Origin of the sequence: Exiguobacterium indicum HHS 31 (genome assembly GCF_001939065.1) — a bacterium.
Classification (GTDB): domain Bacteria; phylum Bacillota; class Bacilli; order Exiguobacteriales; family Exiguobacteriaceae; genus Exiguobacterium_A; species Exiguobacterium_A indicum.
In genome coordinates this window covers 1,007,922-1,034,243 of the sequence record NZ_MPSZ01000001.1, presented here as the reverse complement: position 1 = coordinate 1,034,243, position 26,322 = coordinate 1,007,922, and the positions used below count along the sequence as shown (strand labels likewise).

The following is a 26,322-nucleotide window of genomic DNA, read 5'->3' as shown; positions in this document are numbered from 1 at the left end:
CCGTAATATCAGAAATCCCTGATTTCCTATGCGTTATCAGTATACCTTAAACTACCTGACAGACTGAACTAAAATGTCGGTGGAACAGTTGAATTTCTACTAAATACGTTTAAGCGATGCGGAAGAAAGGAACTTTACCGATAGAGAAATATCAATTTAAGGGAGAGTGGCAGAATTTGAATCAGGCTGGAGTAGTTCATCGCGCATTATCACCGTTCGTTTATGCCTATGATCAAGAAACCGTCCATGTCCGACTTATGACGGCTAAAGGCGATATTGAAAAAGTTGAATTGATATATGGTGATCCGTATGAATGGGAAGCGGAAAAAGAAGAAGACCGAGATTGGAATTTTGATCCGGAGAAAGAAAAATCATGGAAAGTGAAACGGACGCCGATGCAACACAATGGAAGTGATGCGACGTATGACTATTGGTTCATTGCAATCCGTCCAGAACGGAAGCGGGTACGGTATGGGTTTGAGGTTCATGGCGATAAGATAGCCGTTTTAACCGAGCGTGGCTGGTATGACGAAGCACCACTCAATCATCCAGGCTATTATTTTTCTGTGCCATATGTTCATGCGACGGATGTCTTTGATACACCGGATTGGGTGAAGGATACGGTCTGGTATCAAATTTTCCCGGAACGATTTGCGAATGGTGACCGGGCGAATGATCCAGCGGGAACGAAGGAGTGGGGAAGTGAAGCACCGGCTTTTCAGAATTTCTTCGGTGGAGATTTTCAAGGGGTCATTGATCACGTCGATCATTTACAACGTCTCGGCGTCACGGGTGTCTACTTCTGCCCAGTCTTTGAGGCACCATCCAATCATAAATACGATACGCTTGATTACTTGAAGCTTGATCCTGCGTTCGGTGACGAGAAAACGTTCCGCAAGATGATCGATGTGCTACATGAGAACGGTATCCGCATATTACTCGATGCCGTCTTTAATCATATTAGTGAAGAGCACCCAGCATTTCAAGATGTCTTAGAAAAGGGACAAGACTCGAAATACGCCAACTGGTTTACGATTGATTCCTTCCCGGTCGATCCATCGATTCCAAACTATGAAGTGTTTGCATTTGAACGAAACATGCCGAAGTTGAATACTGCCCATCCGGACGTCAAAGACTATTTGCTTCACGTCGGACGTTACTGGGTCGAGGAATTCGGAATTGACGGCTGGCGTCTGGATGTCGCGAGTGAAGTCGATCATGCGTTTTGGCGTGAGTTTCGAAAGGAAGTCCGGGCTGCGAACGGAACATGTTATATCGTCGGCGAATGCTGGACGGATTCGCAACCATGGCTCCTCGGCGATCAATTTGATGCCGTCATGAATTACGGTTTGACAGAGAGCTTTTTGACTTGTTTTGCGACGGGCGAGACGAGCGTTCGTGATTTCTCACATGCAGTCAGTCGAAATTTAAACTGGCACTCTCAAAATGTCAACGAGGTCATGTTCAATTTGATTGACTCGCATGATACACCGCGTGCTCTAACGCGTGCGAAAGGGAATATCGATCGAATGAAATTGCTCTTCACTACACTGTTGACGTTTCCAGGTTCACCCGTCATCTATTATGGTGATGAGATTGGAATGAAGGGTGGGCAAGATCCGGCCAACCGTGCGTGTATGGAATGGGACGAGACGAAGCAGAACCTTGAGTTGTTCGATCACGTTGCGCAGTTGATCGCCCTTCGAAAACAGCATCCGGTTTTAGCAAATGCCGGAACGTATCATTTCCAAAGGATCGATGATACAAGACAGACATTTATTGTCGAGCGACGTCAGGGCGAACAGGTTTACTTGCTCGTCGTCAACGTCAGTGAAGAGGTACAATCTCTTTCGCTTGAAGGAACGTACGAAAGTCTGTTAGATGGAACGACGTTATCGGGAACTATTCAAGTAGAAGCTGTGTCAGCTCTTCTTTTGCGACACGTATAAGAAAAAGCAAGTCGTGGATATCGCATCCGCGACTTGCTTTTTTAGTGTGCATTACGAATCAAACGGATGGATCAGTAAACCGCTCCGAAGTTTCGGTTCGAACCAAGTCGATTTCGGTGGCATCACTTCTCCGGCATCAGCCACTGCCATTAAATCTTCGATCGAAGTCGGATGCAAGTGAAAAGCGACAGCGGCATGCCCAGAGTCCACGATCTGCTCAAGACCAGCATATCCCTTGTGACCACCGACGAACTGGATCCGTGCGTCCGTCCTTGGATCTTCGATACCGAGTAACGGTGTCAACAACTCTTCTTGTAAAATCGAGACGTCGAGATTCGCTTTCGTTCCGATCCGTTCAGAATTGTACGAAAGGGTGTACCATTGCCGGTTGAGATACATCTCGATTTGGTGAGACTTCGTTTGTTCAGCGCGTCCTTTTGTAATCGTAAAGCGATGGGCTAATCGCTCGAGGAAGTCAACGACCGATTGACCGTATAAATCTTCGACGACACGGTGATAGCCAAGGATTCGTAATTGATCCTGCGGGAAGGAGACACCAAGAAAACGTTGGGCTTCCTCCTGATCCGTCCGACTGGCAGCGATGGCTGCCGCCGCTGCACGGTGGTGACCATCAGCGATATAGAGAGCGTCGTGACGGGCGAACTGGCTCCCGATCGTCAACAGGTGATTACGATTGGTGATTTTATAAATTCGATGTGTCACTCCATCGACGCTGAAATCATATAGGGAATCTCCAGCAGTAATCGTCGTGACGATTGCTTCGAGTTGTGCATCGGTTTGATGCGCAAGTAAAATCGGACCCGTATGTGCTTGTAACTGTTCGACGTGTCGGACACGGTCGCGCTCTTTATCAGGACGTGTGAACTCATGTTTACGAATTTGATTCGTCTCATAATCACTGACGGCAACACATCCGACGAAACCGGATTGCGTATGTGTTCCATCTGACAATTGATAAATGTAATACGTCTCGTCTGCATCGAGCTGTAAGATGCCGTTTGTTTGACTCTCTTCGAAGGCAAGCGCTGCTTGCTGATAAACGCGTGGGTCATCTTCAGCGATTAATGACGGAAGAGTAGCTTCTGCTTTATCGATCCGTAAAAAAGACAGCGGATGACGTCGGATCTCGGAACGTGCTTCTTCGCGCGAATAAACATCATACGGTAAGGCGGCAAATTCTGCCGCATATTTTGAGTCCGGTCGTAACGCCGCAAAAGGTTCGAAAGTTGGCATGGGGTTCACTCCTTTAGAGTAGGCGTGTTTTCAAGACGCCAGGAATCTGATTCAGTCGGTCGAGCGAAATCATCTCGTCCGCATGGTTATCGATATCGATGATCGTATAGGCAATCGCATCTTTACTACCGTTGATCATGTTGGCGATATTGATCGACTCTTGTGCTAACACCGAGGCGATTTGACCGACCATGTTCGGAATGTTGTGGTGAGCAATCGTAATCCGTCGTTTTCCAGTGAACGGTAACTCGACAGCTGGAAAATTGACAGCATTGCGGATATTTCCTGTCTCAAGGAACAGACGCAGTTGATCGACTGCCATGATGGCACAGTTTTCTTCCGCTTCACTCGTCGATGCCCCGATATGTGGTAAGGCAATGACTCGGGGGAGGGACAAGATGAAGGCATTCGGGAAATCCGTCACATAGTTCGCCAGGCGACCGGAGCGGAGTACGTCGGCTAATGCTTGTTCATCGACGAGTTCGCCACGCGAGAAGTTGAGCAGGGTCGCGCCGTGTTTCATCTTCGAGAGGAGAGACGCATCGAGTAAACCTGTCGTTGCGTCAACGAGCGGGAGATGCAACGTGATGTAGTCGCTTGTCGCGAGGAGATCCTCGAGCTGTGTTGCCCGCTGAATCTGATTCGAGACGCGCCAAGCGGACTCAACGGACATATGTGGATCATAGCCTGTGACGGTCATGCCGAGCTCGTGAAGGGTGTTGGCTAAGTTTGCCCCGATCGCCCCAAGTCCAACGATCCCGATTCGTTTCCCGAGTAACTCCGTTCCGACGAATTGTTTTTTGTTCGCTTCGATCCGCTCCGGAATATCCGGTCCGCGCAAGTTGTTCGTCCAAAGCAGACTCGGGACGAGTTTTCGCGCCGTCAGGAACAAACTACCGATGACAAGTTCCTTGACGGCATTCGCATTGGCACCTGGTGTCGAAAAGACGGGAATCCCGCGGTTCGCGAGTTGATCGAGTGGAATCGTATTGACACCGACGCCAGCTCGGGCGACGGCTTTGAGACTATCTGGAAAGCGCATGTCATGTAAATCCTTGCTGCGGACGAGAAAGGCGTCTGGTTGCTCCGTTTCCCGCTGGACGTGATAGTCATCTGTAAATCGTTTTAATCCTTTGTCTGATAGATCATTCCATAGTTGGACTTGATACATTTAACGTTCCCCCTGTTCAAAACGGTGCATGATATGAAGCAGTGCCGTAACCCCTTCGGTCGGCATCGCATTGTAAAGACTCGCGCGCATTCCACCAATCGAGCGGTGACCGGCAAGATTGATCAAATCGTGACGCGCAGCGAAGTTCAAGAAAGCAGCGTCTTCCGATTCGCTTCCAGTCGAGAATGGAATGTTCATCCGGCTTCGATCCTTGACGGCTACATGGTTATGAAATAGATCGGATTGATCAATTGCTTCATATAACATGCGCGCTTGTGAGACGTTTCGTGCCGCGATCGTCTCGAGTCCCGTCTCTTCAATCCAATCGAGCACTAATTTCGTCATATAAAGACTAAACGTCGGTGGCGTGTTATAAAGAGATCGCTGTTTTGCATGGATGTCATACCGTAAGTAGGCACCGATCGTGTCAGGAACACGATCAAGCAACTCGTTCTTCACGATGACCACCGTTAAACCAGCGACACCAAGATTTTTTTGAGCACCAGCATACAACACATCGAATGACTCGATTGGCAATGGTTCAGACAAAATCGAAGACGAGACATCAGCGACGAGTGGCACATCGACATGTGGCGGTGTCTGATACGTCGTCCCTTCGAGCGTATTGTTCCAAGTGATATGCAGATAGTCGGCCGTTGACGTGAACGGACCTTCTGGGATGAAGCGATACCCGTGATCAGCGGAAGAGGCGAGCACACTGACCGTGGCGTACAGTTTGGCATCTGCCATCGCCTTCGTCGACCAGCCGCCGGTATCGATGAAATCAATCCGTCCGGTCTTCGTCGCCAGATTTTGCGGTAACATCGCGAACTGAAGTGTAGCTCCTCCCTGAAGAAACAATACGGAGTACGAATCGGGAATCGACATCAGTCTCCGTAAGGATTGTTCAGCCGCATCTCGAATCGATTCAAAGATTGGCGAACGATGACTCATTTCAAGAACGGATTGTCCTGAATTTTCATAATCGAGTAGCTCGGATTGAGCCTTCAATAGGACCGGGGCAGGAAGGACTGCTGGACCGGCAGAGAAGTTATAAACCGTCATGAGGAACACTCCTTCTTGAATTTTCAGAAAATATGTACCCCTCAAGTGTAACGGAATGAAAAATGAGAAGCAATTCCAACTGACGATGAATGGAACATGAAAACAAAAACATCCCTTGAATCCGTTACGACGGATCAAGAGATGTCAGTTGACCAAAGTGCCATTTCCAACCATCTGACGTAGCACGATAGATGGATACGATCCGGAAACGACCAACATATTGAGTTGTCCCGTATTCAAATCGGTCTTCTGTCAAACTATACTGGATTGCCGTATCTTCGAAATGATCAATGTATGAAAAATCATCGGTCCGGGATAACCAGCGGATGTTTGCAGGATCCACGTAATGATCGAGGTAGGTCTCGGCATCGAAAGACCGCCCTAACGCATCGATGAACGTAAATTCGGGAGATAATAGATGCGAGACTTGTGATAAATCTCCTTTTAGCATAGCCTCTTGAAGGTGTTGCATGGTTTGTTCGAGTGTCATGTTACATCTCCTTTCTTCCTGAATCGCTAGTGTAGCATATATAAACACAAAAAAGACCCTGCGTGAGCAGGGTCTAAAGGAAATTAAAGTTTTACAACGTTAGTTGCTTGTGGTCCGCGTTGACCTTCTTCAACTTCGAAAGAAACCTCTTGACCTTCGTCAAGTGATTTGAAACCTTCAGATTGGATTGCTGAGAAGTGTACGAATACGTCGTCTCCGCTTTCGCGCTCGATGAAGCCGAATCCTTTTTCTGCGTTAAACCATTTTACTTTACCTTGTTCCATGTGTATTGCCTCCTGCGTGTGACTTGCACACTGATTATTACTACCGTGATCAATTTCATCGAATATAAAGTGAAACACTTCGTATCTCCACCGAACAACAATAATTACTTAATAATATAGCATGCCTGTATCGAAAAAGAAAGGACAAAACAAAAAAAGAACAAACGAAGCTGTTCTTCTCTGAATAAAGCATACAATTAAAGGGTTCATTCTGCTCATGTCGAAAGAGTATAACTGATTCTTTCAACGAGTCGGAATATGTTCTCTTTTACTACTGAGTTGTCGTAATGTATGCAAAATGAATCCTTGAAAGTTCGGATAACGTGTCGGTTGTTCCCAAACAGTTCGGAATAGTTGCGTCATCGCGGAATGAATGAGTGCATCTTCCACTTGTGTGCGACGGAACAGAAGAAAGAGTGTTTTTTCGTAACGATCGTATAATCGTTCTAACGCGACAGGGTCGCGTTGTTTGATTTGATTGAGCAAATCAGTGTCTGAATACATAAGTCACTCCTTCTTCGACAGTTTTCTCTATAGTATGCTGTCACTGTAATGTAATGAAACTATTATGTAGATTCCCGCTACATGAATTATGAAACACGCAAACTTCTTGAACTAAAGATAATAATGGAAATGGAGGAGCGTTATATGTTTCCTGTATACATTCGTCCGTACATCTTGGAAGATGCAGCGGCGATCCTTGATGTGAATTTGCGAAACCGTGATCACTTTGAATACTGGATGCCTATCAAGCCGTCACCTGAACAATACACGATAGAAGGGCAACGAGAACGGATTCATCGTCATCTAGAGTTGATGCGTCAAGATGCTTATTATGCGTATGGTGTTTTTTTATCCGAGACGGACCAGTTGATTGGGGATGTTTCGGCGATGTTCGTTCAACGTGGACCAGCGGAGACGTGCATGATTGGCTACCAGTTGGATTCCGCCTTTTCAGGACGAGGATATATGGCACAAGCGGTCGGATTGTTCGTGGATCATTTATTTGATGTCCACCAGTTCCACCGGATCCGAGCTGAAGTCATGCCAGAGAATATCGGCTCGATCCGTGTCCTTGAAAAAGTCGGATTTCGTAAAGAAGGAATCGCGAAACAAAACCTCTTCATCAACGATGCCTGGGAAGACTTTATTTTGTTTGCTCTATTAAAAGAAGACCGGAAGGAGTCACGTCATGCCAATCTCTGATTACTATGCCAATCTGCGCCAACTTGTCGGAACGCAGCGTCTTTTTACACCATGCGTCGCAGCGATCATTCGAAACGAAGCAGGTCACATCCTCTTTCAGGATCCAGGAGGTCCGTTTTGGAGTTTGCCTGCTGGAACAATCGAACTGGGAGAATCTCCTGCGCAAGCAGTCATTCGCGAAGTCTATGAAGAAACGGGTCTATTTGTCCGACCGATTCGTCTGATTGCGACCTTCGGTGGAGAGGCGTTTCGTTTGACGTACCCAGACGGAAACGAAGTTGAATATGTAGCGACAGTATTCGAGTGTAAGGTAGTCGGCGGAACGCTCGAAGCGATTGATGGGGAATCCAAACAATTAGCATATTTCCCAAAACAGGATCGTCCTCCTTTGGCACTGCCTTATCCTGATCATGTGTTTGAAGCATCCGAAGCAACGAGCTATTTTGACTGGGAAGAGCACTGGTTGACAGATTTACAACAACAAAATCGGTAAAAACCGAACATTAAATTGCTGATAACGGAATAAAGTTCTTGAAAAACCTTAAAAACGCGAAAATTTCTTTGACACCATGAGGACAGTTCGTTATAGTAGTCAAGGGGCGAATGATCATCGCCAATATATTAAAAAATATTCGTAATTAGAGGTGTTATTCATGGATGTAGTATTCGATTATGAAGATATTCAATTAATTCCAGCAAAATCAATCGTTGGTAGTCGTTCGGAATGTGATACGTCTGTCGAGTTCGGTGGTCGTCGTTTTAAGCTTCCGGTCGTACCGGCAAACATGCAAACAATCATTGATGAATCGATTGCTCTATTCTTAGCGGAAGGCGATTATTTCTATATCATGCATCGATTCGAACCGGCTCGTCGTTTGGCGTTCGTACGAATGATGCAAGAACGTCAACTGTTCGCTTCAATTAGCGTCGGTGTCAAGGAAGAAGAATATCAGCTGATCGAACAACTTGCGGCAGAGGGCCTAACTCCGGAATACATCACGATTGATATCGCACACGGTCATTCGGAAGCCGTCATTCAGATGATTCGCCACATCAAGTCGCATCTGCCAGCAAGTTTCGTCATCGCTGGTAACGTTGGTACGCCAGAAGCGGTGCGCGAACTTGAGAATGCGGGAGCCGACGCAACAAAAGTCGGGATCGGACCTGGTAAAGTATGTATTACGAAGATTAAGACAGGATTCGGTACAGGCGGTTGGCAACTCGCGGCACTTCGTTGGTGTGCAAAAGCAGCAAGTAAACCGATTATCGCGGATGGTGGTATTCGGACGCATGGCGATATCGCGAAGTCGGTCCGGTTCGGTGCTTCGATGGTCATGATTGGTTCACTCTTCGCGGGGCATGAAGAATCGCCTGGTGAGACACATGAAGTGGACGGGGTGCTTGTCAAAGAATACTTCGGTTCTGCTTCTGAGTTCCAAAAAGGGGAACGCAAGAACGTTGAAGGAAAGAAGATGTTCGTCGAGCATAAAGGAAGTCTGACGGATACGTTGATCGAGATGGAGCAAGATTTGCAATCGGCAATTTCGTATGCTGGCGGGAACAAATTGCAGGCGATTCGGACAGTCGACTATGTCGTTGTCAAGAACTCGATCTTCAACGGCGATAAAGTATATTAAAGTGATTAGTTCGCTCTTAACGGAGCGGACTTTTTTTAGTTCTTTAGCATAACTCTTCCATAGGAGGGGTATACATCAAATGGACCAAAAGATTCGGAATATTTTGGATAGGAGTGATTGACATGCTATTTGAAACAACATCGTACTTAATCGAAAAATTTGCCACTGTTCGTAACCAAACAATTGCCTTAATTGAACCGCTCGAAGCAGAAGACTTCATCATTCAAGCGAGTTCGGACGTGAGTCCGCCGAAATGGCACATCGCCCATACGACTTGGTTTTTTGAACGGATGATACTACAGGAATATAGTGAAGGCTATCGCGTTTTCCATCCGAAGTACAATTATCTGTTCAATTCTTACTACAACTCGATTGGTCCTTACCAGCCTCGTCAACAACGAGGGATGTTGTCACGTCCGACCGTCGAGGACATCATTGCTTATCGGGCATATGTCGATGGACAAATGGTCGAGTTCTTGAAGGAAGAACGGACTCCAGAAGACCAACGGAAAATCGAAACGTTAGTCGAGATGGGGCTACAACACGAACAACAACACCAGGAATTGATCTTGATGGACGTGAAGTATAACTTTTTCACGAATCCGTTGTTACCTGCTTATCAATCAAAGTCGTTGGCAACAGATGTGTCTGAAAATGCAGTTAAGGAAACATCGTTCATCCAATTCGAGGAAGGACTCGTCGAGATCGGTCATACAGGAGACGGTTTTGCGTTCGACAATGAGAGTCCGCGTCATAAAACGTGGTTGCATCCGTTTGAACTAGCGACGCGTCCTGTCACGAATGGAGAGTATTTAGCGTTCATTGAAGCAGGGGGTTATGAAAAATCAGAGTATTGGTTATCCGACGGCTTTGCGACAGTGCAAAAAGAAGGCTGGAAAGCCCCGTTATATTGGATGAAGGATGACGCGGGAGAGTGGACGATCTTTACGATGAACGGTGTCGAACCGCTTCGTCTTGATGAACCGGTCTGTCATGTCAGTTTTTATGAGGCGGACGCTTATAGTCGCTTTATAGGGAAACGGTTGCCGACAGAAGCGGAATGGGAATGGGCTTCTCGTCAAGTCGATTCTGTCACGAAGCGCAATATGATGGGAAGCGGCACCTTCCATCCAGTCGCCGTCGAAGAGTCAGAGACGACGCTTGCGAGCATGTTCGGAAACGTCTGGGAGTGGACGTCGAGCGCTTATAGTTCATATCCAGGCAGTAAACCGCTCGAAGGAGCACTCGGGGAATACAACGCGAAGTTCATGTGTAATCAAATGGTACTGCGTGGAGGAGCGTGCGTGACGCCTGACGATCACATTCGCGAGACATACCGTAACTTCTTCCCGCCTGATAAACGTTGGTTATTTGGCGGCTTCCGATTGGCAGGTGACATGTGATGCGAGAGACAGTCATTGGGTACGATTTATATACGCCGCAACAAAACATGCGTTTAGAAGTCATCGAAGGTCTGATGCGAGAACAAAAGGTCTTACCGGCAAAATATTTTTATGATCATATCGGATCCCAGTTGTTCGAACAGATTACGCAACAACCGGAATATTATCCGACACGGACAGAACTCGCCATCTTAGAGCAGCATCGAGCGGAGATCGCACGAAGTATCGGCGATGTGCATACACTGATTGAATATGGAAGTGGCAGCAGTCGTAAAATCCAGATGTTACTGGAGACATTTACGCATCTAGACACGTATATGCCCATTGATATCTCAAAAGACTTCCTGATGGAATCTGCACGCCAATTGTCGGAACGGTATCCTGCGTTGCATATTAAAGCGGTTTGTGGGGATTACTCACAATCGATTTCTTTACCGGTCGAGGAGTCTCAAAAACGAGTCATCTTTTTCCCGGGTTCGACGATTGGTAACTTTGAACCGGAGGAAGCGATGCGCTTCTTACGTCATTCCTCACGAATTCTTGAAACAGGAGATGGATTCTTGATCGGTGTTGATCTGAAAAAGTCTGTTGATGTGCTTGAACGGGCTTATAATGATGCAGCCGGCGTCACAGCAGCATTCAATTTGAACATGTTGACGCATTTGAATCAGATGCTCGAGGGAACGTTTGATGTGACACGATTTGAACATCATGCTTTTTATAATGAAGAAAAAGGACGAATCGAAATGCATCTTCGGAGTCAACTCGATCAACTCGTGCAAGTCGGAGATGTAACGGTTCCGTTTAAAAAAGGCGAAACGATTCATACGGAAAACTCCTATAAATACAGTAAAGAAGAGTTTGAGACACTTGCCCGTCAAAGTGGTTTTCATTCAGTCAATTGTTGGATCGATGACGATGAACGATTCAGTGTGCATTATTTAGAAAAAATGTAACGGCGAAAAAACTAAAAATACTCCCGCTTGTAAGCTTCTGTGTAGAAGCGATGAAGGGGAGTATTTTTGTGGGTGAAAGCGTTTATTCGATCCGAGCGCCTTCTGGAATCGGATGTTCCGGTACGACGAGGATCGGCATCCATTGTTCCGAACGTCCGATCTCAAGCAACCGCCCCGACTCTTCAGGCGTACGACCAGGTACATTCAACACGGCAATCGCTTGTTTTCCAAGCAACTCATGGACATCGGGTCGCAGCGATTCCCAAGCGAGTGAAAAAGAACGCGTAAAGCCGTCGAATTGTAGTTCAAGCTGAATCGAGCAGTCTGTGCGATTTGAAATCGACTGGATTGTACCAACACGTATATCTAAAGCATCGAATAATTCAAGAGGAACGATTGGTTTCATGGACAATGGTGTACTTCCTTTCAAAGTGAAGTATAGAGTGGGTTAGGAGTCGAGAGAGACGTAGGTCGGCTCATAAGTCGTCCATTCGATATCAGGAGTTTGATGACGTGCAAGCTTCGCTAATTGGCTACCGAGATACGGTCCGATCGTCAAACCGGATGCACCAAGTCCGTTCGCTAGGAACACGTTCGGATGATTTTGAAGCGGTCCAATCACCGGCAGGGAGTTTTTCGTATACGGGCGCAAGCCGATACGCAGTTCATCAATCGTCGTTTCTTCGAGACGCGGTAAGACAGGTAAAGCACGATTCAATAAGGCATGCATCCCTTTGACGGTCGGTTTCAAATCATAATCGGTCTGTTTTTCGTGTGTTGAACCGACGATCAATTTCCCTTCGTGGATGGAGACGAGATATAATCCACGTTGTCCCATGACGACGGGCCATGTCGTTGATGTAGAGTCCGTCAAATCGAGTTGCAGGATCTGTCCCTTCTCCGGATGCAAATCGATTTTAAGCTCAAGTGGACGGAGTAGGTCATTTAACCAGACACCCGCCGTTAAAATGAACTGTTCTGCCAAGTACTGTTCATTTTCCGTGGTTATACCAGTGACGACTCCCTTGTCTACGACAAGAGAAGCATCTCCTTCTAGGACGGTCGCACCGTGTTCGACAGCACCACGAATCAGTGCAGCACACAAGGCACGTCCGTCAACGCGTGCACCACCGGAAACGAATAAGGCATCCTCGATCTGTTCGACGAGTGGAAAGAGCGTTTTGACACGATCTTGGTCCAGTCGTTCGATACGTTCGATGGCAGGAGCTTCCGGAAAACGGTTTTGCGCAATCGTCTCCATCTTTTCGATTTTTGATGTTTCATGTAAGGCGATCGTGCCAACTTGCTGATAACCCGTACTGATCTCACCGAGTGCTTCCAGTTCAGGAATCAATGTCTTGTAAAAATGAGCCCCGTTATTCGCTAATTGGTACCATGCCTTATTTCGTCGCTGTGTCATCCATGGACAGATAATGCCGGCTGCCGCATGAGAGGCTCGACCGGGTTCCTTCCGATCGACGAGTAAGACGCGTTCACCAGCCTTCGATAAATGATAGGCAGTCGAGGCACCGAGAATGCCGGCGCCGATGATGATATGGGTGTACATGAAAGATTCAACTCGATTCTGTTCAATTGGAATATCTTATATTGTAGCAGTAGAAGATCCGGACGACTAGCAAGAGCGGGTTTCCAATCTGTAGCACATCGAATGATGGGAAATGATGGGGAAAGTGAACCATTTGGTGCGTCATGACGTATACTAAATATACAGTTTCTAAAAACTGTGAATTAGACGATTAGAAACAGCTGAATTCGGAAACATACCCTTATAGGCATCATGTCCTGTCATCATCGACTTTGAAACGGTCCATCATGAAGGAGGGGAAGGCAATGAATATGAGTCAAGCCATCGTACGCAGACGCTACACGGATCATACTTTATTTTATTCCGCCATCCTAATCTGGAAATTGCTATTCTTCCTGCCACTGCTCATGTTCGTCAACAGCGGCACGGACCATGTGTTTCAAATGTACTTCGTACCGTACCTCACGGTCATCTTCCTATTTCGTGTGATGACCTACTTCGCGACCTATAAAGCATCTTTCATGGAGATGACGGAAATGGGTCTATCGTTATCCTTGCTGATCGCAGATGTATATTTGATTGCGTTGTTCGACATTCCACTTCCGTTTGCTTTAATTATCCTTGCGCTCGCTTTACTCCACTTCAGTGCGGCATTCAGTCGTTTTCGTTGGTTCCGCCGTCGTCTTTGGTTGAATCGGCATCTTGAGATCCTCAATTATTTGACGGATCACGGTGAAGTACCCATTAAAATTGCCGTCATGGCAGAAGATGAAATGCTTGTGACGACGAAGAGTGGAAAAGAGTTTACGTATCGTCAGGTTTATTGGAGCGGATTTTATATTGAACATGGTTGATTGCTATTTGAAACGGATTTCTCTTTGGGGAAATCTTTTGAGACTGAAGACAAGTGCAATTGTTCTCTAACGAGAAGGATTGCGCTTTTTTTGTTCGACTCGCATCGTTTTCCTGGGACAAGCATCGCGCCGCTTCGCTCTGGCTTGTGTCTCGCCTGAGGAAAGGGCGTGAAAAGGTGTGTCATTTTTTGAGTCAGTTCATTTGTCTACAATCTGAAAGGATTTCTCTTCGAGGAAATCCTTTTTTTGTTGCATACGAAAAAATATAGTACGCTTACATAGGAAAAGGGGGAGAAAAAGTTGATTCGTTGTATACTGATCGATGCGAATGACACAATCATTTTGACCGATGATGTAAGTCGGATACAGGAGTCAGGCATCACACGTTATTTCGTTGATTTCGATCAACCGACAGACGCAGAGAAGCAAAAATTGATTGAGGTCTTTGATTTTCATCCACTGGCGATTGAAGATTGTTTTCATTACTTGCAACGCCCAAAGCTTGAATATTATACAGAACATAGCTTTTTTGTCCTTCATGCGCTCGATGAAGGAACGTTGACGAGTCGTGAAATCAATTTGTTCGCAAGTGATCGGCATCTCGTTAGCTACCATGAGCAATCTTCACCAGAAATTGATATCGTGTTTGAACAGTGTAGCCAACGCCTCGACAAACAAGAAACAGTCGACCTCGTACATAAAATCATGGATAAGATCGTCGACGGGTATTTTCCGATCGTTCATGCAACGGAAGATGAATTGTTTGCGCTTGAGGAACGCTACCGAACGCGTGGCAATGATCGTCGGTTGATGGAGGAGATTTTCGAACTACGCGCGCGGTTACTTCGAATCTCGCGGACGGTCATGCCGATGCGGGACTTACTGTATCGTGTCGTCGAATCGAAGCGGTTATCGATTCATCCAAAGAAACAGGCATTCTTTCGCGATTTGTACGATCACTTACTGAAGTTATCGGAAATGATCGAATACAATCGATTGATGACATCTGAGTTTCGGGATAATTTCATCTCTCTCAACTCGTACCGGATGAATAGTATCATGAAGACATTAACGATCTTCACGACGATTTTCATGCCGTTGACGTTCATCGCAGGTATATATGGTATGAACTTCGAACACATGCCAGAACTGACGACCCAGTATGGTTATTTCGTAACGTTAGGGGCAATGGGACTCCTCGCTTTAGGAATGATTCTGTTCTTCAAAAAAAATCGCTGGTTTGATGAATAAGGGGGGATGTAAGTGGATATTCGACAATTGCTCTTTTTTACGACGATCGTCGAGCAAGGCTATAATTTAACGCGTGCTTCGAAGCACTTGTCAATCTCGCAACCGGCGCTTAGTCAGATGATCCGCGACTTCGAACAGCTGGAGCAAGTAGAACTGTTCATTCGAAAGCACGGACGGTTGACAGGATTATCGGAAACAGGACGTCAATTGTATGAGGATGCGAAGATCGTTCTGACACGTCATCAAGCATTGATGGGTCATCTGCGTGAACGTTCGAACGTCGTCCGAGGAAAAGTCCGTCTCGGCATCCCACCCGTCATCCTCCCTGTTTTATTTTCGCAGTTGATTCCGAAGTTCATGGCGGAACATCCAGGCATCGAACTCGAAATCATCGAAGAGGGGGCGTTTGAACTCAAGCGTCGACTGTTACTTGAAGAACTCGACTTGGCCATTTTGATTGAACCGGGCGAATCCTATGGTATCGAACGTTTTCGATTGATCGAAGATGAGGTCGTCGTCGCCGTGCGTCCGAATCACCCGTTTCAAGCCAAAGAAGCGTTGTCGTATCGTGATATCGGAAATGAACCACTTGTCATCTTGAACGATCGATTCATGTTACATCATCAAATACTATCGGAGTTTCGTAAAGTGCAGCAAGAGCCGAATATCTTCTTCATGTCAGGGGCATGGGACTTGTTGATCGGGATGGTCCAAGAACTTGACGTCATCTCAATCCTACCGGAGCCGATACTACGGTTTCATCATGCGGATGACATTAAAATCATCCCGTTCGACCCACCGATGTTATGGGATGTCTCGTTGAACCGACTCGTCGGGACGGAATTACGTCCTGTTGTCCGGCACGTCCACCAATACATCGTCCACTATTTTCAGTCGTATTGGCCAACGCCTGCGCGATGAAGAAAAAAGACCGGAACGCATCGCGCTCCGGTCTTTTGTGTTGAACGATTGTATTTTATGAAGTGACGTGTTGCGTCAGACTGCGAATCTGCTTTGCTGCTTGTTTATAAGGAGTCAGCGTCTCTTGTGCCTGTAACGTCGCGCGTTCACTCTCAAGTTGCTCGAGTGTTTGGCGTAATAGGTGCTCTGAAACGGCTGTCAAAGAAGTGTCCAGATGTGCCGACGCGACTGCCAGCAAGCGTTCTTCTTGAGTGGCAGTGTACGCGAGTGCTTCTTGTTTGGTTAATGTCGCCAGCTCTTCCTTCAACTGCTCCTTCTCATTTTTCTCAAAGAAGGCTTTCGCATTCCGGAAATGACGTTTGACGCCGATATAAGGAGTTGCATCTTCGAAGGGTCCGTCGAACGTCATTTCGTTTAATCGAGAGACCGTAACAGGCGCGAGCTGGAAGGATTCGTTCCATTGCTCTAGCAACTGTTGCTCCTCTTGTTGACGCCGGATCAAGGACGCTTCGAGCCATTGGTCGACACGGAAATGCGTGACACGGAGCTCTTGTTCAAAATCGAACCGAAGGAACGTCAACAGTTCCGTTAACGCATCTTGTAATGCTGCTCCTTTGCCAGTTTGAGCAAAACGAACAGGGTTATAGGCTTCCTTGAAAAAGTCAGGGAAACGGTAATAAATGCGTTGTACGACATGGTGCAACAGCTCATGGATCTCTGCTTTGAGTGCAGGTTCGATCACAGCGGCGCGATTGTCTTCGAAACGATCCGTGACCTGCTGTTCTAGAGTAGACAGCTCAGCCAACCGTTCTTCTTTTCGCAACAGATTCGCTTCAGTCGCAGCGATAAATCGTTCGAGTCGCTGGACGGTCTTTTCCGTCTGCTCAGACAACGAGATTTTGGCAAGACCGGTCAAATCCTCTGCAAGGAAGTGATGGAATGCCTCCTCGAATTCGGGTAGACCGGAAGTTGAATCCGATAGCTCTTGTTGCTTTTCGGTGAGTCCTTGTAAGCTCGAGACTCCATACAGTCGGGGCGACCGAATCCCGAAGCGTTGCAATTCCGTCGCGACATAGTTCAAGACATCTTGACGTTCGCTATCTGAAGCAGCGAGATCAATCGCATTGACGAGGAAGAACATCTTATCGAGTTCGAAGGCGTCTTTGACACGACCGAGTTGAATCAAGAATTCACGGTCAGCGCGGGCAAAGGCATGATTGAAGTACGTGACGAATAAGATCGCATCCGCGTTCTTGATGTAATCAAAAGCGACATCAGTATGACGGGCATTGATTGAATCTGCTCCTGGCGTATCGACGAGCGTCACGCCGAGACGTGTTAACGGACTATCGTAATAGAAATCGATAACATCTACGAAACAGCTTCGTTCTTCCTGCGCGACATACTGTTTAAAAGCGTCTTGATCGACCGTCTGAGCGGTACCGATGAAGGATTGCACGGCAGGGAATCCTTTCAAGAAAGCACGCAAGAACGGGTCCGCTAGTGACGCGGTACGTGGTAAGAGCGTATCATATGCCTGTTTCGTTGACTCGAACGTCAGCGTTTCGACCATTGCTTCATTTAAGTCCTCAAGCATCGCTGCTTCCGACTTGAACGTGACTTCTGCCACGCCGTGCGGGTGTGCAGCGTCAACAGGGTGAATCCGGTTGATCGATGCGGTCGTCGGATTCGGAGAGACCGGGAGTACTTTGTCTCCGAGCAAGGCATTGCAAAACGACGATTTTCCAGCACTGAAGGCACCGAATAAGGCAATCGTGAACGATTGGTGTGTCAGTCGGTCCAATTTGTCATTCAAATAAGCGACGGCATCTTCAAAACCTTGAAGACCATTTAGATGCTGACGGATTTGAGCGACGTCTTCCGGTGCATAACGGACGGCTTGTTGCTCACTGATCGTCGTCGCAACTTCAAACGAAGTAGTTTCTGTCACCGATTCATATCCGGTAAAGGAAACGATCGCCGCTTCTTGCTGAATCAATTGCTCCTCCCAAACTGAGACTTGCGTCCGAGCCTGTTTGAGTTGTTGGTCAGATGGATTGGCAACGCCATGCTCATATCGCTCGAGTGCTACGGTAGCCTGTTGCCATGCTTGAACGCTATTCCATTTATGCTGTAGTGACGTCTGTTGCTGCAATAGTTCAGCTTGTTCTTTCGGGAAAGTTGCCGTCAACTCTTGACGAACAAGCTCACGCCACGCGTTCGTTTCCTTGACGAACCACGCTTGTGTCTGTTCGGCGACACGATTCGTGAACTGGAGCACTGATTCACCTGTGATCGTAATACCGGTTGGCAAGGCACTTTCGAGTACGGAAAGCGGTGGGTCGAGTGAGAGCTGATCGATTGCGACGATATGCGTATCCTGCAGGAGACCAAGGTCACGTAACGATTGTTTCATCAAGTTACGTAAATGAAGCGAAATTTCGGAAGCGGTCACTGTCTGATAGGCACGGAGCACGTCTTGTGCGATCTCCGCTTGAGCCGCTTCCGTTTTTTTCGCGCTACGGAATAATCCAACCTTGAAATCATGCTGACGTGACTCGAGGAAACGGCGCATCTTCTCGCGTAACTCAAATGGCATCAATGTCGCATTTTTCAAGAGTTGATCCCGATGAAGCGAAAACGTCTGTACCCAGCGGTCCGGTTGACGTGCTTCTAATTGTTGCGAGACACGCGTTAATTCGGTTTCGATTTTCGCCGGATCCCGTCGTTCAGCGTCATTCAATTGCTCAGCCATCGTCTCGTGGGTTTCTGAGACGAGACGTGTGAGATAACGTGTATGCTCCTGGTGAAGACTTTCGAGTGTCAAAGCGGCAGAAGTCAACAACTTCGGTTGAGCGTCCCGAATGCTTTGTTTGACGAGCTGTTCGACTTCCGTGAAATCGTTATGCGGATGGGCTGGGTCCCGTAGGCTCGTAAAGAAGATTCCTTTCGGCACGACACCGTGTTCAGCGAAGGACGCATGAACCGAGCGGCGGAAGGCGTCGAATGATAGTTCATCGTTACGATGTTTATCGATTTGATTGACGATTAAATACAATTCCGGTACGGCAACTTGTAATTCATCCGTCACCATGAAGTTCAATTCGGATTGAACATGATTGTAGTCCATGACGTAAAACAAGATGTCAGCCAAGTGAAGGGCAGACTCCGTTGATACCCGGTGGGCATCATCGACCGAGTCGACGCCTGGCGTATCCATTAAGACGAGACCAGGAGGCAGCGCGGACGCGGCATGCGTCAAATCGATTTGTCGGACATCACCACTTTTCCCAAGCGATTGAAGATGCTCCTCTTGCTCTGTTGCTGTCAGACGAACAGACGGCTGTTCATGAAAGTGAACGATTGCTGAATCCATCTCACCTTGCTGAAGTGTCACGATGTTTGCACTCGTCGGAATCGGACTCGTCGGTAAGACCGATTCACCCGTCAAGGCGTTGATCATGCTCGACTTTCCAGCTGAAAAGTGACCAGCAAACGCAATCGTGAACTCTCGTTTTAATAGTTTGCTAGCAAATTTATCTAGTTTATCTAAACGGAGTTGATCCGTTGAAGGTTGAATCAATGTGGCGAGTGAAGCCGTCGCCTCGAGTTGGTTCGATAATCGTTCCTCAAATGAGCGCATGCAATGAAACCCCTTTCTTTCAGTCATCGTTCAGTGTATCACGATTTTTTCCGTTTCGTCATCCTTCTGCAAACGTCAAAAAACGATTCGCCAAGGAAGAGGCGAATCGTTTTGATCGGCATCAAGACGACGGAACGATTTCGTCCGCGCGTGTCGATTCTTGTTCCGTCGAATGAATCCGGCGCAACAAGTGTAATTTGAAGAGATACATCACGAGCAAGTGAACGTTCGCCTGTGTTGCCTTGTAGAGTATCCACGGTAGCGCAGGGACGAATTCATGAATGGCGATGATACATTCTTGCGTACCAGGAATTTGCCGGAATTCAATCCGACCACGGCTATCTTGCTCGACTTTTGCGAACAGTCCGCCGGTAATCCGGTACGTCGCCATTTGTCGGTCGTGGACTGGTTCCTTCGTCAATTCAAGTAGGGGTTGTTCGTAAAATGGAATGTGGATTCCGACGACTTGATCCTGCACAGTTGACGATAGGAAGGGACGGGCAAACGAAGACAACCAATTCATATAATCGTCGGCTGCCCAATCGGCGTCACGATCCTTCGGTAGAAGGACACGTTGGACTGAACGGACGTCAAGAACGTCTGGTGTCGAAGACGATGAGGAAGAAGATCCTTCTTGTTTTTCCTCCTCTTTTAACGCATCTCGGACTGATTGTTCGAATGTGATTTTACCGTCACTGATGCCGGGAATCATTTTTTCAGGATCTGCGACCATCTCATGGACCATGCTTTCAACGAGTGGATATACGGTTTCTTTTGGTTCTCCGGACACGAGCGTCACCCAAAGGCGCGATAATTTAACGGTCAATAAAGGAATATCGATCGTCGGTTGTCGTTTACCCATGATGTCGGCTGTTTTAAGGATCATCTCTTTGTAGGTCATCGCTTCCGGTCCACCGATATCGATGGCTCGGTCTTTAACGTCATCGCGATCGACACTTTCACCAAGGGCATGAATGACGTCGGGTAAGGCGACAGGATGGGTCTTGTTACGTGTCCATCGTGGGAGTGCCATGACGGGTAGACGTTTGACGAGTTTCGATAAGATTGGGAACGATGAACCTTTAGGACCAACGATTAACGCAGCACGGATCGTCGTCACCGGTGTTCCATATGCACCGAGAACGCGTTCGACTTCAAGTCGACTCTTTAAGTGACGCGATAGATTTTCTGTTTCCTCGGGAATGATGCCACTTAAGTAGATGATTTGCCGGATGCCGTTTTCTTTTGCGGCACGGGCGAAGTTATCGGCTAACAATAAGTCCATATTCTCAAACGATCCTTGTGTCAATTTAGCAGATGGCATCATCGAATGGACGAGGTAGACAGCGATGTCCGCTCCTTTCATGCCTTCGATCGTATCGTCTAGAGAAAAGAGGTCGCACGATCGCCATTCGACGCGTTCCTCATTGTCCTTGTCGTCACCATTTCGTGAAAGGGCGATGACGTCATATTTTTTCTTTAGTTCGTTCAGTAAATTGTGACCAATGTATCCGGTGGCTCCGGCTAAAGCTAAGCGAGTTGGCATGGATGTAAACTCCTCTCTAATATCTGTTGTAATGTACCCTCAAACGAGTCGATTCAATCGCAAGAGGATAAGTTGAGACGATTCAGTTGAATGGAATAGGGAATAGTAACATATGGAAAAGAACCAGCAAGAAGAATGAAAACAAAGGGGGCTTCAACCATGCAGACGATACAATTCATGCAAGAGGGACATGAACGACGATTCGATCTGTTGTGGAGACGTTTAAAGCCGAAACAACGAGAAGATGCAGCGATGGTCTCGATGCTGTACCTTGCGACAGGACAGCCACAAGTACTCGAACGGTTTTCGGACTACTTCTTTCCAGATAGTGGTGAGTTTTTTGATCGTGAATTTCTAGCTGAACCCTATCCGAGTCCAGCGTTAGAAGCGATCATCCACTTGATCGTCCAATTGTATAATGGACGAACGACGATCACGATTATCGAGCTGATTGAACGATTGGATGAGCAACAGATGTCGCTCGTACTCGAAGCGATTAAATTGCGGGCTTACGGATGTCAGATGTTACAAAAAGTCGCGAAATCGTAATGACACTAGTATGAATCCGATTGATGAAGAACTTCTCTTCGTCGATCGGATTTTTTTGTGAGGGAAGAAAAGTTGTAAGTTCAAGAATCGATAAGAAGATGTTCGTGAATCAGAGTTCATTAAAATAAATCGTCATGAAAATAAAAGCTAAGTTTATTCACGAAGAACTAATTGAGATGGGCGGCGACTGGAAATAAGATGAAAGTATCAGTAAAAGGTGGTCTAACTATGGAAGGAGTGACATCATGCAGCTCAAAGAATCGATCTACTTTCACTCACCGATTTTCATCCAAAACTTGTTGACGACTTTACAAGGACGTCGCCTGTTCCATGAACGATATGGTCCCGCCTATCAGCAACGCTTACAAGAACTGAAACAGAAGTTAGGACGACCGATTGACGTTCGAGCAGAACAATTGCATCGATTAAACGACTTCCTTTCTTTTTGCCAAACACATAGTCCATACTATCAGGAATTGTTTTCTACCATTGCACTAGAGCTCCCGTTACAATCGATTGACGAACTAAAACAGATTCCCCCTTTGACGAAAGAAATCTTACGCCAACAAAATGAGGACGTCCATGCGCACGTCCATGCCCCGATTCTCGGAAAAACGGGCGGTACGACTGGTAAATCGATTCAAGTGCACTATACAAAGGAAGATATGCAAATCCGAATGGCACATCTTGACTTCTTCAAGTGGACCCATGGAGTCGATCAAGGGATGCGCCGCGCAAGTTTTACCGGTCAAACCCTTGCTTCCCCGCAACAAAAGGCGCCGGTTTATTGGCGGACGAATAAAGTCATCAATCAGATGTTGTTCTCGATTAAAAACATTAATCCGAAAACCGCCGCTGCATACATTGAACAACTCAATCGGTTTCAGCCGGAATCGATTGATGGTTTGCCTTCAGGGATGATCGAAGTCGCGCGATATGCTAAAAAATATGGGATGACCTGTTCGTTTCGACCGAAAGCGATTTTCCCGACGGCAGAGATGATGACGGCAGAAGAACGAGCACTCATCGAAGACGTTTTCCATGCACCGATCTATGATCAGTATGCGTCGTCAGAAGGGGCCCCGATCGTCGCCGAATGTCCGTATGGGAAAAAACATCTACATTATGAGATGGGAATCATTGAACGTGATGAGGACGGCGAAATTCTCGTAACGAGTTTTGATACGCACGGGACACCTCTCGTCCGTTACCGTGTCGGCGATCGGATGACGCTCAGTCAGGAAACGTGTCCTTGTGGTCATCAAGGTCCGATCATCGCTTCGATCGACGGACGGGGGAGAAGCTTCATTCAACTCAGAAACGGTCACCGTGTCTTTGAAGGTGAACTCGCGGGAATCGTTCGGGCGTTCCCGAACTGTATCGAACGCGTACAATACATTCAAGAGACACGGGACGAGATTGTTTTATTATATGTTCCGGATGAACGATGCTTCGAGAAAGAACATGAGAAGAAACTCTTTTTTGTTCTAGACCGACTGTTTGACGGACAATTAAATGTCGTCATGCGCGCGGTACCGGAAATTCCGAAAGAAATCAGTGGAAAGACACTACTGATTAAACAACAGTATGCATGACACACGAAAAGGCGAGATCATCGATGATCTCGCCTTTTCATATGTCCTGAAACCATCAGTCGCGCGGACGCACCGGAATCCAGATGGCAGATTGATAGTCGGCGGCAGACGGGTCGCCTGCCGAATAGACTTCGAGTTCAGCGTGAGGCAGAGGATCATATCCATGCGATGGGAGCCACTCTTGATAGATACGCTGCCACATCTCTTGAATGGCATGTGGCATTGGACCAACGACCGGAAACGTCGCCCAAAGACTCGCCGGAATCGTCATTGTTTCCTGACCGGGTAGGACTTCCGTTGTCGTCGTCGCGATCCAATAATCCATCGATGCTTCGGTGAAATTGGAGCAGACACCAATCACACCTTCAATCTGACCGTCATTTTGTTTGAACAAGGTAGCATCTTGACCAGAATGATTCACATCATTCCAAAACAACGGAATCAGCTGTTTTTGGGCACCATCTTGCGTCGAGAAATGTTTTCGCCATCCTGAAATCTGTAAAGCCGGTCGTTCGATGAGTTGGTAATCCATTTGCTCCAGTCCCTTCAAGGTCACCTGAATGCTCAGGCGGTTATAGGCGTGAATCGGACATCGCTCGTTTCGCATCAACGTCGGCGAACAACCATGCTGACGTTTGAAAGCTTTCGTAAAAGCTTCCGGCGTCTCATAACCAAAACGTAAGGCGAGATCGATGATTTTTTCGTCCGTCTGTGTCAATTGTTGCGCTGCGAGCGTCAGACGTCGTCCTCGGATGTATTCCGGTAACGTCATCATCGCAAGTAACGAAAACGTCCGTTGTAAAGGATAAGCCTGCATCTGAGCGACTTTTGTCAAAACGTTGAGATCGAGCGAGTCTTCTAAATGATCTTCAATATAGTCAATAACGCGTTGAATCGATTCGAGCCACATCTTGTCACCTCCTTGTTTTCAGTATAGTAGAGCGAAGATCGTCGGACCTGTCCAAGCCGATAGCAATTTGTCAGGATGCATGTTCCCTTATTCTTGTCATATTCCTGTCAGGTACATCGGCTATCGTAGAGACATCGAAACCGTTACTTCCCTTGCGAAAGGACGTGATGACATGGGTATCAAAGAGCAGATCTACAATCGCTCTCCTCTATTTCTCCAGCACCTCTTCACAACCCTCTATGGGTATCAATTGCATCGCGAACGTTATGGACCGGTCTATCAAGAACGGTTCCGGATGCTCCTCGAACGAGAACATACGACGATCGACGTCAAAGCGGAACAACTTGATCGTTTAAATGACTTCCTTCGCTTCTGTACTGAACACAGTCCCTATTACCGTCAGCTCTTCACTTCACACGGCATTCGCCTGCCGTTAACGGACTTATCCAAACTAAAACATATTCCTGTACTATCAAAAGAAATATTACGAACACACATGGAGGACATTCAAACAGATGTCGCTGCGCCAATCATAGGGAAAACGGGTGGAACGACAGGCACGTCACTGCAAGTACGATATACGATACCGGATATGCAAATTCGCATGGCCCATCTGGATTATTTCAAGGCGACCCACGGTGTCTACCGTGGCATGCGACGAATCAGCTTTACGGCACAGGATCTCGTACCCGAGCGTCAACAGGTGGACGTCTACTGGCGGATGAATCGAGCGGCGAATCAACTCTTGTTCACGGTAAAACGATTATCCCCACGGACGATGGCAGCGTATCTTGAAGCCATCGAACGTTTTCAACCAGAAACGATTGATGGTCTTCCGTCAGCGATGATTGAGCTCGCCCGGTTCGCGAAGCGAGAAGGGATCCGCTTGACGTGTCAACCGATTGCGATTTTCCCGACGGCAGAACGGATCGACGCGGAAGAGCGCCAAGTCATCGAAGAAGTGTTTCACGGACCAGTCTTTGATCAATATGCATCGTCTGAAGGGGCACCAATCGTTTCAGAATGCCGATTAGGTCAAAAGCATCTGCACCATGAGATGGGGATCATCGAACTCGATACAGACGGGGAGATTCTTGTGACGAGTTTTGATACACACGGGACCCCCCTCATTCGCTACCGGGTCGGAGATCGGATGACGCTCAGTCCGCGCACCTGTTCCTGTGGTCACCCGGGACCAATCATCGAATCGATTGACGGCAGGGGGCGGGCCTTCATTCAAAAACCGGATGGGCAAAAGATTTTTGAAGCGCAACTGGCGAGTCTCGTTAAACATTTGCCAAACAGTATCGAGCGTATTCAATATGTTCAAATGACGACAGATAGCGTATCGATCTACTACGTTCCGGACGCAGAGCGGTTCAGTCAATCAGACGAACGACTTCTGATGGAACGGCTGTACCGTTTATTCGGTCGTGATATCCATCTCGATGTACAAGCCGTATCTTATATCGATGCCGAGGAAAGCGGGAAAATTTTACTCGTTAAATCAAGTTTAACAGGATGAAGGTGGCGGGCAGATCGTGACATCTGTCCGCTTTTTTAATGATTTTTCATCATACCTCAGTTAAAAGTACATGTTAAAAACACCTCCACTGTTAGTACTTCTAAAAAGGTACCAATATAAAGGTGTTTTAGATTACCTCATTCATTCAATTCGTTTTTGATATCCCTTACCTTTTTTAAAAGCCATTTTTTATTTTCTTTGTCTTTTACGATGATGAAATCTTCTGTTCCTTTAACAGAATAAATGGTGGACCCGACTGAAAAAAGATTCGATTGACTGTTCGCTTGGGGCATTTCATATGCTTTTGTTTTCTTTAATATCGTACTAATTTTTTCTCCTTGTCGCTTAGATGCATCCAATTCAGCTTCTGTTCCACTATACTCTTTGTTATTCACAATGACGATCATGGCATAACTAGCTTCGTCCTCTGTACCGGTTTGACTGCATCCGAATAAAAATCCAATGAACACAATGACGAATATCTTTTTCATCGGAACCTCCTTATATGAGTAATTGTTGAATAATAACGTAAATTCATGATAGGTAAAAGTCGCTTCCTTTACCAAA

General features: G+C 46.9%; 24 protein-coding genes. 12 read left to right on the top strand and 12 right to left on the bottom strand.

The features are described from left to right. The first annotated feature begins 176 nt into the window (after window positions 1-176). Window positions 177-1,949 carry a glycoside hydrolase family 13 protein gene (locus tag N179_RS05690; RefSeq protein WP_075642495.1) on the top strand — a complete coding sequence of 591 codons (1,773 nt, stop codon included), beginning with the start codon at window positions 177-179 and terminating at the stop codon, window positions 1,947-1,949. A gap of 51 nt (window positions 1,950-2,000) precedes the next feature. Here N179_RS05690 and N179_RS05685 read toward each other — a convergent pair whose 3' ends face one another. The 6 genes from N179_RS05685 to N179_RS05660 form a co-directional block, all read right to left on the bottom strand. Then, window positions 2,001-3,203, bottom strand: a complete 1,203-nt coding sequence (locus N179_RS05685; protein ID WP_075642494.1) for a DUF1015 domain-containing protein — start codon at window positions 3,201-3,203, stop codon at window positions 2,001-2,003. 13 nt (window positions 3,204-3,216) lie between these two features. After that, the gene (locus tag N179_RS05680; protein ID WP_075642493.1) at window positions 3,217-4,374 is read right to left on the bottom strand and encodes a phosphoglycerate dehydrogenase; all 1,158 of its coding nucleotides are present in this window, start codon (window positions 4,372-4,374) and stop codon (window positions 3,217-3,219) included. Next, a complete protein-coding gene (gene serC / locus N179_RS05675; protein ID WP_075642492.1) occupies window positions 4,375-5,439 on the bottom strand; it encodes a 3-phosphoserine/phosphohydroxythreonine transaminase in 1,065 nt (354 codons plus the stop codon). A 124-nt stretch (window positions 5,440-5,563) separates the two neighbouring features. Beyond that, window positions 5,564-5,929 (bottom strand): nuclear transport factor 2 family protein, encoded by a 366-nt coding sequence (locus N179_RS05670; RefSeq protein WP_075642491.1) that lies wholly within the window; start codon window positions 5,927-5,929, stop codon window positions 5,564-5,566. An 83-nt stretch (window positions 5,930-6,012) separates the two neighbouring features. Next, window positions 6,013-6,213 carry a cold-shock protein gene (locus tag N179_RS05665; protein WP_023468529.1) on the bottom strand — a complete coding sequence of 67 codons (201 nt, stop codon included), beginning with the start codon at window positions 6,211-6,213 and terminating at the stop codon, window positions 6,013-6,015. Between the two features lie 243 nt (window positions 6,214-6,456). After that, the gene (locus N179_RS05660; RefSeq protein WP_055968430.1) at window positions 6,457-6,717 is read right to left on the bottom strand and encodes an RNA polymerase sigma factor; all 261 of its coding nucleotides are present in this window, start codon (window positions 6,715-6,717) and stop codon (window positions 6,457-6,459) included. Window positions 6,718-6,861: 144 nt separating this feature from the next. Between N179_RS05660 and N179_RS05655 the strand changes: the two genes are divergently transcribed. From N179_RS05655 to egtD, 5 genes are all read left to right on the top strand, one after another. After that, window positions 6,862-7,419, top strand: a complete 558-nt coding sequence (locus N179_RS05655; RefSeq protein WP_075642490.1) for a GNAT family N-acetyltransferase — start codon at window positions 6,862-6,864, stop codon at window positions 7,417-7,419. Continuing rightward, window positions 7,406-7,912 carry an NUDIX domain-containing protein gene (locus N179_RS05650; protein WP_075642489.1) on the top strand — a complete coding sequence of 169 codons (507 nt, stop codon included), beginning with the start codon at window positions 7,406-7,408 and terminating at the stop codon, window positions 7,910-7,912. Before N179_RS05655 ends, N179_RS05650 begins: the two co-directional genes overlap by 14 nt. A 160-nt stretch (window positions 7,913-8,072) precedes the next feature. Beyond that, window positions 8,073-9,056: a GMP reductase gene (gene guaC, locus N179_RS05645; RefSeq protein ID WP_075642488.1), complete on the top strand. Its 984-nt coding sequence runs from the start codon at window positions 8,073-8,075 to the stop codon at window positions 9,054-9,056. 122 nt (window positions 9,057-9,178) lie between these two features. Beyond that, complete coding sequence (gene egtB / locus N179_RS05640) at window positions 9,179-10,459, top strand: ergothioneine biosynthesis protein EgtB (RefSeq protein ID WP_075642487.1); 1,281 nt, start codon at window positions 9,179-9,181, stop codon at window positions 10,457-10,459. Next, a complete protein-coding gene (gene egtD, locus N179_RS05635; RefSeq protein WP_075642486.1) occupies window positions 10,459-11,415 on the top strand; it encodes an L-histidine N(alpha)-methyltransferase in 957 nt (318 codons plus the stop codon). Before egtB ends, egtD begins: the two co-directional genes overlap by 1 nt. Before the next feature lie 82 nt (window positions 11,416-11,497). On the opposite strand, the gene N179_RS05630 is transcribed toward egtD, so the two are convergent. Then, window positions 11,498-11,821: a hypothetical protein gene (locus tag N179_RS05630; protein WP_075642485.1), complete on the bottom strand. Its 324-nt coding sequence runs from the start codon at window positions 11,819-11,821 to the stop codon at window positions 11,498-11,500. Between the two features lie 42 nt (window positions 11,822-11,863). Further along, window positions 11,864-12,982 carry an NAD(P)/FAD-dependent oxidoreductase gene (locus tag N179_RS05625; RefSeq protein WP_075642484.1) on the bottom strand — a complete coding sequence of 373 codons (1,119 nt, stop codon included), beginning with the start codon at window positions 12,980-12,982 and terminating at the stop codon, window positions 11,864-11,866. Window positions 12,983-13,266: 284 nt separating this feature from the next. Between N179_RS05625 and N179_RS05620 the strand changes: the two genes are divergently transcribed. From N179_RS05620 to N179_RS05610, 3 genes are all read left to right on the top strand, one after another. After that, window positions 13,267-13,815: a hypothetical protein gene (locus N179_RS05620; protein ID WP_023468520.1), complete on the top strand. Its 549-nt coding sequence runs from the start codon at window positions 13,267-13,269 to the stop codon at window positions 13,813-13,815. Window positions 13,816-14,115: 300 nt separating this feature from the next. After that, a complete protein-coding gene (gene corA / locus N179_RS05615) occupies window positions 14,116-15,066 on the top strand; it encodes a magnesium/cobalt transporter CorA (protein ID WP_075642483.1) in 951 nt (316 codons plus the stop codon). 12 nt (window positions 15,067-15,078) lie between these two features. Further along, window positions 15,079-15,987: a LysR family transcriptional regulator gene (locus N179_RS05610; RefSeq protein ID WP_023468518.1), complete on the top strand. Its 909-nt coding sequence runs from the start codon at window positions 15,079-15,081 to the stop codon at window positions 15,985-15,987. Window positions 15,988-16,042: 55 nt separating this feature from the next. On the opposite strand, the gene N179_RS05605 is transcribed toward N179_RS05610, so the two are convergent. Beyond that, entirely contained in the window at window positions 16,043-19,630 is a 3,588-nt protein-coding gene (locus tag N179_RS05605; protein WP_075642482.1) for a dynamin family protein, read from the bottom strand. A gap of 121 nt (window positions 19,631-19,751) precedes the next feature. Further along, window positions 19,752-21,176, bottom strand: coding sequence for an NAD(P)H-binding protein (locus N179_RS05600; RefSeq protein ID WP_075642481.1), 1,425 nt, complete (start codon window positions 21,174-21,176; stop codon window positions 19,752-19,754). 159 nt (window positions 21,177-21,335) lie between these two features. Here N179_RS05600 and N179_RS05595 point away from each other — a divergent pair, with 159 nt between their 5' ends. Both N179_RS05595 and N179_RS05590 read left to right on the top strand, forming a co-directional pair. Then, window positions 21,336-21,725, top strand: coding sequence for a hypothetical protein (locus N179_RS05595; RefSeq protein WP_075642480.1), 390 nt, complete (start codon window positions 21,336-21,338; stop codon window positions 21,723-21,725). 245 nt (window positions 21,726-21,970) lie between these two features. Continuing rightward, complete coding sequence (locus N179_RS05590) at window positions 21,971-23,320, top strand: phenylacetate--CoA ligase family protein (protein ID WP_075642479.1); 1,350 nt, start codon at window positions 21,971-21,973, stop codon at window positions 23,318-23,320. 55 nt (window positions 23,321-23,375) lie between these two features. On the opposite strand, the gene N179_RS05585 is transcribed toward N179_RS05590, so the two are convergent. After that, a complete protein-coding gene (locus N179_RS05585) occupies window positions 23,376-24,230 on the bottom strand; it encodes an AraC family transcriptional regulator (protein WP_075642478.1) in 855 nt (284 codons plus the stop codon). Window positions 24,231-24,402: 172 nt separating this feature from the next. On the opposite strand from N179_RS05585, the gene N179_RS05580 reads away from it, so the two are divergent. After that, a complete protein-coding gene (locus N179_RS05580; RefSeq protein WP_075642477.1) occupies window positions 24,403-25,755 on the top strand; it encodes a phenylacetate--CoA ligase family protein in 1,353 nt (450 codons plus the stop codon). Between the two features lie 137 nt (window positions 25,756-25,892). Here N179_RS05580 and N179_RS05575 read toward each other — a convergent pair whose 3' ends face one another. Beyond that, window positions 25,893-26,246, bottom strand: a complete 354-nt coding sequence (locus N179_RS05575) for a hypothetical protein (RefSeq protein WP_075642476.1) — start codon at window positions 26,244-26,246, stop codon at window positions 25,893-25,895. Window positions 26,247-26,322 lie beyond the last annotated feature (76 nt).

Bases quoted from the DNA above. Each gene is read 5' to 3' on its own strand.
- N179_RS05575 (WP_075642476.1), bottom strand. From the start codon at position 26,246: ATGAAAAAGATATTCGTCATTGTGTTCATTGGATTTTTATTCGGATGC.
- N179_RS05600 (WP_075642481.1), bottom strand. From the start codon at position 21,176: ATGCCAACTCGCTTAGCTTTAGCCGGAGCCACCGGATACATTGGTCAC.
- N179_RS05605 (WP_075642482.1), bottom strand. From the start codon at position 19,630: ATGCGCTCATTTGAGGAACGATTATCGAACCAACTCGAGGCGACGGCT.
- N179_RS05680 (WP_075642493.1), bottom strand. From the start codon at position 4,374: ATGTATCAAGTCCAACTATGGAATGATCTATCAGACAAAGGATTAAAA.
- N179_RS05595 (WP_075642480.1), top strand. From the start codon at position 21,336: ATGCAGACGATACAATTCATGCAAGAGGGACATGAACGACGATTCGAT.
- guaC (WP_075642488.1), top strand. From the start codon at position 8,073: ATGGATGTAGTATTCGATTATGAAGATATTCAATTAATTCCAGCAAAA.
- N179_RS05670 (WP_075642491.1), bottom strand. From the start codon at position 5,929: ATGACACTCGAACAAACCATGCAACACCTTCAAGAGGCTATGCTAAAA.
- N179_RS05585 (WP_075642478.1), bottom strand. From the start codon at position 24,230: ATGTGGCTCGAATCGATTCAACGCGTTATTGACTATATTGAAGATCAT.
- serC (WP_075642492.1), bottom strand. From the start codon at position 5,439: ATGACGGTTTATAACTTCTCTGCCGGTCCAGCAGTCCTTCCTGCCCCG.
- N179_RS05620 (WP_023468520.1), top strand. From the start codon at position 13,267: ATGAATATGAGTCAAGCCATCGTACGCAGACGCTACACGGATCATACT.
- egtB (WP_075642487.1), top strand. From the start codon at position 9,179: ATGCTATTTGAAACAACATCGTACTTAATCGAAAAATTTGCCACTGTT.
- N179_RS05590 (WP_075642479.1), top strand. From the start codon at position 21,971: ATGCAGCTCAAAGAATCGATCTACTTTCACTCACCGATTTTCATCCAA.
- N179_RS05655 (WP_075642490.1), top strand. From the start codon at position 6,862: ATGTTTCCTGTATACATTCGTCCGTACATCTTGGAAGATGCAGCGGCG.
- N179_RS05650 (WP_075642489.1), top strand. From the start codon at position 7,406: ATGCCAATCTCTGATTACTATGCCAATCTGCGCCAACTTGTCGGAACG.
- N179_RS05665 (WP_023468529.1), bottom strand. From the start codon at position 6,213: ATGGAACAAGGTAAAGTAAAATGGTTTAACGCAGAAAAAGGATTCGGC.
- N179_RS05630 (WP_075642485.1), bottom strand. From the start codon at position 11,821: ATGAAACCAATCGTTCCTCTTGAATTATTCGATGCTTTAGATATACGT.
- N179_RS05685 (WP_075642494.1), bottom strand. From the start codon at position 3,203: ATGCCAACTTTCGAACCTTTTGCGGCGTTACGACCGGACTCAAAATAT.
- N179_RS05625 (WP_075642484.1), bottom strand. From the start codon at position 12,982: ATGTACACCCATATCATCATCGGCGCCGGCATTCTCGGTGCCTCGACT.
- egtD (WP_075642486.1), top strand. From the start codon at position 10,459: ATGCGAGAGACAGTCATTGGGTACGATTTATATACGCCGCAACAAAAC.
- N179_RS05580 (WP_075642477.1), top strand. From the start codon at position 24,403: ATGGGTATCAAAGAGCAGATCTACAATCGCTCTCCTCTATTTCTCCAG.
- N179_RS05660 (WP_055968430.1), bottom strand. From the start codon at position 6,717: ATGTATTCAGACACTGATTTGCTCAATCAAATCAAACAACGCGACCCT.